4 protein-coding genes are annotated in these 9,060 nt (G+C 45.2%); all 4 read right to left on the bottom strand.

Annotated features, from left to right (window positions below; genetic code table 11):
- Positions 1-4,732: calcium-binding protein (locus tag QZZ55_RS06760; protein ID WP_293266580.1), on the bottom strand; the 4,732-nt coding region annotated here is incomplete at its 3' end.
- Positions 4,733-4,737: 5 nt separating this feature from the next.
- Positions 4,738-5,244 carry a hypothetical protein gene (locus QZZ55_RS06755; RefSeq protein WP_293266579.1) on the bottom strand — a complete coding sequence of 169 codons (507 nt, stop codon included), beginning with the start codon at positions 5,242-5,244 and terminating at the stop codon, positions 4,738-4,740.
- A gap of 144 nt (positions 5,245-5,388) precedes the next feature.
- Positions 5,389-6,762 carry an HlyD family type I secretion periplasmic adaptor subunit gene (locus QZZ55_RS06750; RefSeq protein ID WP_293266578.1) on the bottom strand — a complete coding sequence of 458 codons (1,374 nt, stop codon included), beginning with the start codon at positions 6,760-6,762 and terminating at the stop codon, positions 5,389-5,391.
- Positions 6,759-8,993, bottom strand: coding sequence for a type I secretion system permease/ATPase (locus QZZ55_RS06745; RefSeq protein WP_293266577.1), 2,235 nt, complete (start codon positions 8,991-8,993; stop codon positions 6,759-6,761). The genes QZZ55_RS06750 and QZZ55_RS06745 overlap by 4 nt, the downstream gene beginning before the upstream one ends.
- Between the last annotated feature and the right edge of the window lie 67 nt (positions 8,994-9,060).

The raw sequence follows: 9,060 nt of genomic DNA, 5'->3' as shown, positions 1-9,060 counted from the left end.
AAACAGATTGCAAATCAGTTTTTGTTTCCTGCGAGATATCATTCCCTACGCCATCAGGCACACTGTAAGCCGCCATAGCAGAAACAAGTTGATCGACTTGGTTATTTAATAAAACAGAATCCCCTACTTCAACACGGTCTAATTGATAATGGCTACTGCTATACCAATTGCTAATCATGGCTTGATCCTCCGTGCCGGCAACCGTTATCTGCAAATTATTACCCGCACGGCTAAACCATAAATCTTCAGCGAGTACATCTTCGAACTTGGCTATATCGACTGCCGTTGCAGCGGTATCGTAATTGGATACCGTGGTACTACCATCGCCTGCACCAAACAGGTAGGTATCATTACCTGCATCGCCGGAGAGGAAGTCTCCGATGCCACTTCCACCGTGTAAAATGTCATTACCATAGCCACCGATGAGCCGATCCTTACCGGCACCTCCATTCAGCACATCATCTCCGCCCTGCCCATAAAGAGTATCGTTTCCAGCATCGCCCGAAATAATATCGTCACCCTCTTGGCCTTGGATATTGTCGTCACCGTCTCCGCCTGACAAGGTGTCATTGCCCTCTTGGCCTCGAAGATTATCGCTACCCCCAAGACTATTGATAATGTCATCACCTGCATAACCGATAATGGTATCGGCACTTTCCGTTGCCACTAAAACTGCTGCTTTTAAATCTGCCGGTGTCCATTCGGTTCCATCGTCAAAGGACACCACATCCAATTCAAATACACTGTAACTAAAAAAGCCACTTACAGTGATCACTTCCTCCGTAGTTTGTAACGTCAGTAACAAGTTGTTATTTGAGCGCGACACCAGTATATCAGCGGCCGTAATACCGGCAGAAAAACGCAAGACATCTACGCTACTTGCACTACTATCAAGATTATTGATCGTGGTGTTCCCATCGCCTGCACCAAACAGGTAGGTATCATTACCTGCATCGCCGGAGAGGAAGTCCCCGACGCCACTTCCACCGCGTAAAATGTCATTACCATAGCCACCAATGAGCCGATCCTTACCGGCACCTCCATTCAGTACATCATCACCTTCCTGTCCGTAAATAGTATCGTTACCTGCGTCTCCCGAGATAATGTCGTTGCCGCTCTTGCCTTGTATACTGTCGTCACCGTCACCGCCTGAAAGGGTATCGTTACCTTCTTGACCTTGCAGGTTATCATTGCCTCCGAGACTATTTATGGTGTTATCACCTGCGTAACCGATAATGGTATCGGCACCTTCCGTTACCCCAAGGGCAATAGATCTTAAATCAGCTGCCACCCATTCGGTTCCATCGTCAAAGGACACCACATCCAATTCAAATACACTGTAACTAAAAAAGCCACTTACAGTGATCACTTCCTCCGTAGTTTGTAACGTCAGTAACAAGTTGTTATTTGAGCGCGACACCAGTATATCAGCGGCCGTAATACCGGCAGAAAAACGCAAGACATCTACGCTACTTGCACTACTATCAAGATTATTGATCGTGGTGTTCCCATCGCCTGCACCAAACAGGTAGGTATCATTACCTGCATCGCCGGAGAGGAAGTCTCCGATGCCACTTCCACCGTGTAAAATGTCATTACCATAGCCACCGATGAGCCGATCCTTACCGGCACCTCCATTCAGTACATCATCACCTTCCTGTCCGTAAATAGTATCGTTACCTGCGTCTCCCGAGATAACGTCGTTGCCGCTCTTACCTTGTATACTGTCGTCACCGTCACCGCCTGATAGAGTATCGTTGCCACCTTGGCCTTGAAGGTTATCGTTCCCCCCAAGGCTATTTATAATGTCATCACCTGCATAACCGATAATGGTATCAGCACCTTCCGTTGCTACTAAGACAGCGGCTTTTAAATCTGCCGACGACCACTGTGTTCCATCACTAAACTCCACTGTGTCTAATTCGAGCACACTGTGACTAAAGAAGCCCGTTACACTGATCACTTCTCCCGTGGTTTGTAATGTCAGTAACAAGTTATTGTTTGAGCGCGACACCAACACATCTGAGGCCACAATGCCGCCCATAAAGCGTAAGACATCCACGCTACCTACACTAGAATCAAGGTTTTTAATCGTGGTATTTCCATCGCCTGCACCAAATAGGTAGGTGTCGTTTCCAGCATCACCTGAGAGGAAGTCATCTGAACCAGCTCCACCACGCAAGATATCATTACCATAACCGCCGTTAAGTCGATCTTTACCGGCGCCACCGTTCAGTACATCATCACCAACTTGCCCATGAAGAATATCGTTCCCAGCATCACCCGAGATAATGTCATCACCCTCTTGGCCTTGGATATTGTCGTCACCGTCACCGCCTGATAGGGTATCGTTGCCACCTTGCCCCTGAAGGTTATCGTTACCTACTGCTCCAGTAATAAAATCACGCCCTTCACCACCATAAATAATGTCAGATTCATTCGAACCCAGTACCACATCAACACCATCGCCACCGATATAGTTTAATACTCCATCATCTGCTTGATGCAAAGCAAACACCAAACCAGATTCTTGTTCAACTGTTGAGGACCCAGCCGTTACCAAAAAACCACTATCAGTAAGCAACTCTTTATCTGCTATAGATAGCCCGCCAACAGCCGTTTTAAAGCTGCCCCAGTTTCTTTCTAGTCCACTTTCAACCAAGGAAGTAGCTTGCCTAGAGGTGTAGAACTCTGCTACATCAATCACACCATTAGCGCCAGAGTTTAGTTTTGATTCTATAAACGCATTAAGCTGCTCGAAATCAACCTCTAAACCTCCGTTCTCATCTATGCCAAGAGTTACTTCATCTAAAAAAGGTTTTAGCCTTGTTTGTGTTAATAGCGATTGATATGTTGATTCTTTAAGCGCGTTATAAGAGTTATCGATACCTTCAATTTGGGCTTGTGCTAATGCGAAGGTTTTTTCTGTTAATGTTATCCCTGAAAGTATCGCTCCTGAAGAAGAGCCACTTTGCCTTCCTGTCCTTCCTGAGTCTGATACCATTTTGAAGCCACCTTCATCAGTATCTTCAAAATCAACATTCAAAAATTCTTGGTCATTAAAAACTTCTAGCACTTTTATTTTTGCTAGCGCTTCAATAGTGGAGCTGTATGGTGCTACACCCACCCTTAGCCCATCGCCATCGTTGGTTGTATTTGCAACTGTCTCGACGCTACCACCAGAACTACCGCCGCTACCATCGCCTTCAGCAATTACGAACATACCTCCGTCGGTCGTGTTGTCTGTATACTCGGCTTCTTTGTAAAACCTAAACTCGACGTCTCTATTATTCACTTCTTGCTGATTTATTCGATCTACAAAGTTCACAAAGTCGCTTGAGTCGGCCCACGCTTGCAGTAACTTATCAAGCAACCCCATTTGTGCATCACGGGTAGTAGCACTGGCGTATTGTTCTAGTATTAATGCCAGTGCGGGACTGAGTGCTGTCGCTTCTTTCAGGTCACGTACTGCGCCTGAACCCTGCATATTAGGTAAGCTTTTTAAATGATCTGGAATGGTTATTTGATCAGGGAACTCACGGAAAAAGTTATTCTCTGCAAGATTTAGGCTGCCTGCTGCTCCCGATACACCTTCGGTGCCGTCTACTTTCGTATAAGTACCCTGTGCAATCGACTGGTTGTTATTACCGATGTTTATCGTGGAAGATACGCTGTCGGTATTAATGCTTAGAATATTTAAGTCAGACAGTGTGGAGAGCTCATTGGCTTGGCTAATACCATCTTGGTTAAGATCTTGCCACACTCGCAAGGCTGCAAATTGCGTATCACTGGCATTAACAAGTCCATCACCATTAGTGTCCAACTCTGCCAAGGCATCAAAGCCATGAATCGCTTTGCTTCCATCGGCTTTTAATGTGTTGTCACCAAATAGCTCACCACCATTATCGATGGTGCCATTTCCGTTGAGGTCTAGTACTAACATTCCATCATCAGCACTGATCCAGCCAGTACCATTTTTGACGCCGTCACCATCATGGTCAAAAAGAACCGAACCATCAGCAGCGATAGTTTCTATTCCATCACCATCAAGGTCGAGGACTAGTGGATCACCACGTGCAGCCCAGTTGAAGGCGTTTTGGAAGAAATCGTATACATCAATTGATACTGCATCATAGGCTTCCCATAACCAATCTTGGTCGGCCAAAAAATCTTGAGCGAATTCGATTGCGACTTTTGCCGCATAACCTGCGACTATACCTGCAATCAAAACCGCGCCACCTGTTGCCAATACTCCGGTGCCTACGAACGGTATTAATAGACTTACAAACCCAGCACCAAGCAAAGCACTACCTATACCAGTACCAATATTTGATATTAACTCATTTTCATCATTACCATCCCATGTTGCATATGCGCTCAACACTCCAATAGCTGCACCTGCGGAAGTAGACGCCACAAATCTTGAAATATGAGATGTCCAGCTATTCGCAATAGCACCAGCTTTAATATCTGCTACCAGATCATATAATGATCCGGTTCCATTAGATGCTGATTGAGCATTTTCAGCTGCTTTTTTCAAATATTGTGATACGGCTGAAGCTGTTGAGCCTGAAATAGTTGACGTATCAGGAGCTAAAAGTGATGCTTCGGTACCATCCCATTCGTAAGCAATATAATCAACAACGTCTTGAACAGAGAACCCAACGGCTTCTACATTTCCATATAACTCTTGATCTATGCCACTCTCAATATCTATTTTAGAATCAGACACTATAATTACTCCTTGTTATATAAAGCCCAAAAAATATTTAATTGCAAACCAGCAAAAACAACAACAAAACCATAACCAGTAAAAAACAATAAAATTGCATTTACATAGCTAAGAAACCATCTATTCATTAATGCATCACCGACAATTAGAATTAACGTAAAACAAACTAAAGAAAGCAGAACACGTTTCTTTCCATTTATTGAACCAAAAAGAGATTTTTGGTCCCTATAACCAAACATAAATAACAGTGCTATAAATACGGACAACATTGACGAGAAAAGCATTATCAGAAAAACAGAAGAACCATAAGGAAGTCCAACAAATACCCACTCAAAATTCTGATACATAAATTCTATCTTTTTAAAAAAAACAACAGGAACAATAGACAATGGAATTGATAGAAAAGAGAATCTATTAAGCAATACTAGCGAACGTCCCTGCCGTTTAATTAAACGAAGTCTCGAAAAAAAGAACAAAAAAACAAAAAAACAAGCCAAAAAAACAACAAACATATATTATATTCACCTTCGTGATTATTTAAGATCCACTTATCGCTAAATCTAGCTCCATAACGTCCTAACTACACACCTGTAAACAGTAGTTAGTCACAAAGGGTTTTTAATTCAAAATTTCAACCTCAATAAAATAATCAATTTCTACCGCTCCCTCACGCTTTCCTGCTTGTACCTCAGCAAAGGTGACAAGAAGTATTCAATCAAACGTCGCTTGCCGGTTTTAATCTCACTGGTGGCCGACATGCCGGGGGAGAGTTTTACCCAACGGTCGTCTATTTGTAGGCCGTCTTGGTGTAACTTTATACGGGCGCTGTAGACCAGCCCGAGGTTTTCATCTTGTATGGCATCGTCTGAGATGGTGAGTATTTCGGCATCTATCAGGCCATATTTGGTAAAGTTAAAAGTATCTATTTTTACGGCTGCTTTTTGCCCTTCATGTACAAAGCCAATATCTTTATTAAGGATGAGTGCATCCATCTCTACTTGGCTTTGTTCGGGCACGATTACCATTAATGCTTGTGCGGGTGTCACTACACCACCGATGGTATGAACGGCCAGTTGTTGTACTTGTCCACTGATGGGTGATGTGAGTTGTTGTTGTTGGTTACGCTCGGTGGCTTTTATCAGTTCTTGTTGGGCGCCGGCTATTTGCAGTAGTGTTTCTTGTAGTTGAGTCAGGTTGTTTTTTCGTTGTTCCGATACCAAGGTATCGATTTGGTTCTGTGTGAGTCGAACAGAAGCGTTTAGCTGTTTATAACGCGCTTTTTGGATGAGTAAGTCTTGTTCTTCTTCGATGAGTTCTTGCTTTAGTTCTAGGTACTGTTGGCGTGAGGCGTATTCTTTTTTACGTAAGGTATTTAAGGCGCCTACGCGCTCACTCAATACCGGGATAATGCGTCTTTTTTTGTTGATCTCTGCCTGTGTCATTTCTTGTTCGGCACGCTGCCTCATCTGTTCACTTTTTAAGGCATTAAGGCGTGCGGAAAATTCTAAGCGCTGCTGGGTGAAGAGATGTTGCTGTGAAGCACTCATGGGGGTGGGTGTCAGTGTAAGTTCGGTCTCTTCATCTGATTGAGCATCTTTGGCGAGCCATTGATCAAAGGCTTTTAAGCGTATGGCGGTGGCTTGTCTGTCGTCTAGTTCGTGGCGTAGGCGCTGCTCATCTGCTTCTGTTTGAATCGCATCCAGCGTTATTAAAGGGTCGCCCCGCTTTACTTGCTGGCCTTCGCGTACATGGATCTGTTTTATTTTGCCTGCTTCTAGCGGTTGGATCTGTTTGATGTGTTCACTGGGGATAATTTTGCCCGACGCCACCGCCACAATATCCACTTTCCCAAAGAAGGCCCATAAAGCTGCGAGCATAAAGAGAATTACTATAGCCCAGATAATTGCGCGGCCTGCCGGTGATGCGGGGGTTTGTTCTACTTCTATTGCCGCCGGCAAGAACTGATAGATATCGTCTTGGGTCAGGACTTCTCGTGTTTGTGCCTCTTTTGCACCCGGTGATATTTTCATGTAAGTACCTCCGCGTCAGCGGGCTGTGTTTTATTCAATGATGTGTTGTCCAATGAGGCTTTATCTAATGTAGGCGCAGTGCTTGGCTGCCTCATCGCTGGCATATGATTTTGGTAACCGTAAAGGCGTGCGTAGTAACCGTTGTGTTCGATGAGTTGGTCATGGTTGCCGCTTTCCATGATACGGCCTTGCTCTACCACTATGATGCGGTCTGCCATGCGTACCGTTGAGAGTCTGTGCGCAATAATAAAGACGGTTCGGTTCTGGCAGATGGCACGCATGTTGTCTTGGATGATGCGCTCTGATTCGTAATCCAGTGCACTGGTCGCTTCATCAAAGATTAGGATTCTGGGGTTGGTAATCAATGCGCGTGCAATGGCAATACGTTGCTTTTGCCCACCGGATAACGAGGAGCCTTGCTCACCTACGACGGTGTCGTATCCATCCGGTAACTGCAGTATAAAGTCATGCGCACCTGCCAGCTGTGCGGCATGGATAACACGGTCCATCGGTAAGCTTGGGTCGGCCAATGCGATGTTATCTTTCACGGAGCGGTTAAAGAGCACGTTCTCTTGTAGTACAACGCCGATTTGGCGGCGTAGCCATGCCGGCTCTACTTGTGCAACGTCCACACCATCCACCAGTACACGGCCTGATTCAGGCACATACAGGCGTTGCACCAATTTAGTGATGGTACTTTTACCTGAACCTGAGCGGCCCACAATGCCGATAATTTCACCCGCATTAACCTCTAGGGAAAGGTCTTTTAATACTTCGGGGCGGTCGGGCTGGTAACGAAAAGTAATATGTTCAAATGTCACTCGCCCTTGCAGCTCAGGCAAGGTTGTTCTGTTCGGGTTATGTCCGGGCTCGGTGGGTGTGTTTAAGATGTCGCCTAAACGATCCAGCGAGATACTGGCTTGCTGAAAATCTTGCCACAGCTGCACTAGCCGTAAAATAGGTGCGCTCACACGGCCTGCCAGCATGTTAAAGGCGATTAACTGCCCCACACTTAAGGAGCCCGCAATCACTAGGGTGGCGCCCACCCATAAGATAAGTACCGTCACGGTTTTATTGATAAAGCCAGCGGTTTGGCTGGCGATATTACCTAGGTTGGTGGCTTTAAATGAAGCAGAGACATAAGCCGCGAGTTGCTCTTCCCAACGGCGTTGCATCTGTGGTTCTACGGCCATGGATTTGAGCGTTTCTACACCGGATATCGATTCCACCAGAAACGCTTGGTTCTCGGCGCCTCGTTTAAACTTCTCATTAAGGCGGTTACGTAATACCGGTGTAATACTGGCAGATAAAAGAATATAAAGCGGAATAGACCCCAGTACTATCCAGGTTAGCGTAGGACTGTAGTAATACATCACCACAAAGAAGATAACCGTGAACAACAGGTCAATCACGAGGGTTAATGCGGAGCCGGTAATAAACTCACGGATGGTATCCAGCTCACGTACCCGAGCAACCGTAGTACCGACTTGTCGGCTGTTATAAAAAGAGATCGGTAGCCGTAATAAATGGCTAAAAAGCTTTGAGCCTAACGTAACATCCACCCGGTTAGTGGTATGTGAGAACACATAGGTACGTAACCCATTTAATATCACATCAAACAAGGACACCACAATTAAGCCAAAGCAGAGCACATCGAGCGTGGTTAGCCCTTGATGCACCAGCACTTTATCAATAATCACTTGGAAAAACAGCGGGGTAATCAAAGCGAATAGCTGTATAAAGAAGGAGGCTATCAATACTTGAATCAGCACTTTTTTGTACTTGATGATAGAGGGTACAAACCAGCTAATATCAAACTTCCCGCTCATGCCCGGTATCACGGAGCGGCGGGTTACCATCAATAAGCGCCCACTCCATCGTTGAGAGAAATCTTCTTCTGTGATCAGCTCTGGCTTATTTGATAGTGGATCTTGTATGAGTATTTTACCTTCGCCCACACGGGCCAGTATGAAATAGGTACCGTTTTTATCTTCAGCGATGGCAGGTAAGGAGAGTTTTTCGAGTTTATCTTGGGTGGTCGTCACCGCTTTAGCTTTTAAGCGTAAATGGCGTGTCGCGCGTATCAGCGCTGTTTCATCTAAGGGTTTATCGTGAGTGCCAAACTGGTGGTGTATTTGAGCAGGGTCTGCCGCGACTTGGTAAAAGCGGGCCACCATGATGAGACAAGCTAGACCTGTGTCAACAGGCCTCTCATTCGAATTCGAGGGCAAAACAACATCCTTTTAATTAAATATATCTTCCATAATGTCATTCCAGATCCCTAGAATGATGCCGCAA

The sequence above is a fragment of the Neptunomonas sp. genome, assembly GCF_016744175.1.
In the GTDB taxonomy this organism is placed as follows: Bacteria; Pseudomonadota; Gammaproteobacteria; order Pseudomonadales; family Balneatricaceae; genus Neptunomonas.
Note: the sequence above shows the minus strand (reverse complement) of the source record. Positions and strands in the feature narration are given on the sequence as shown.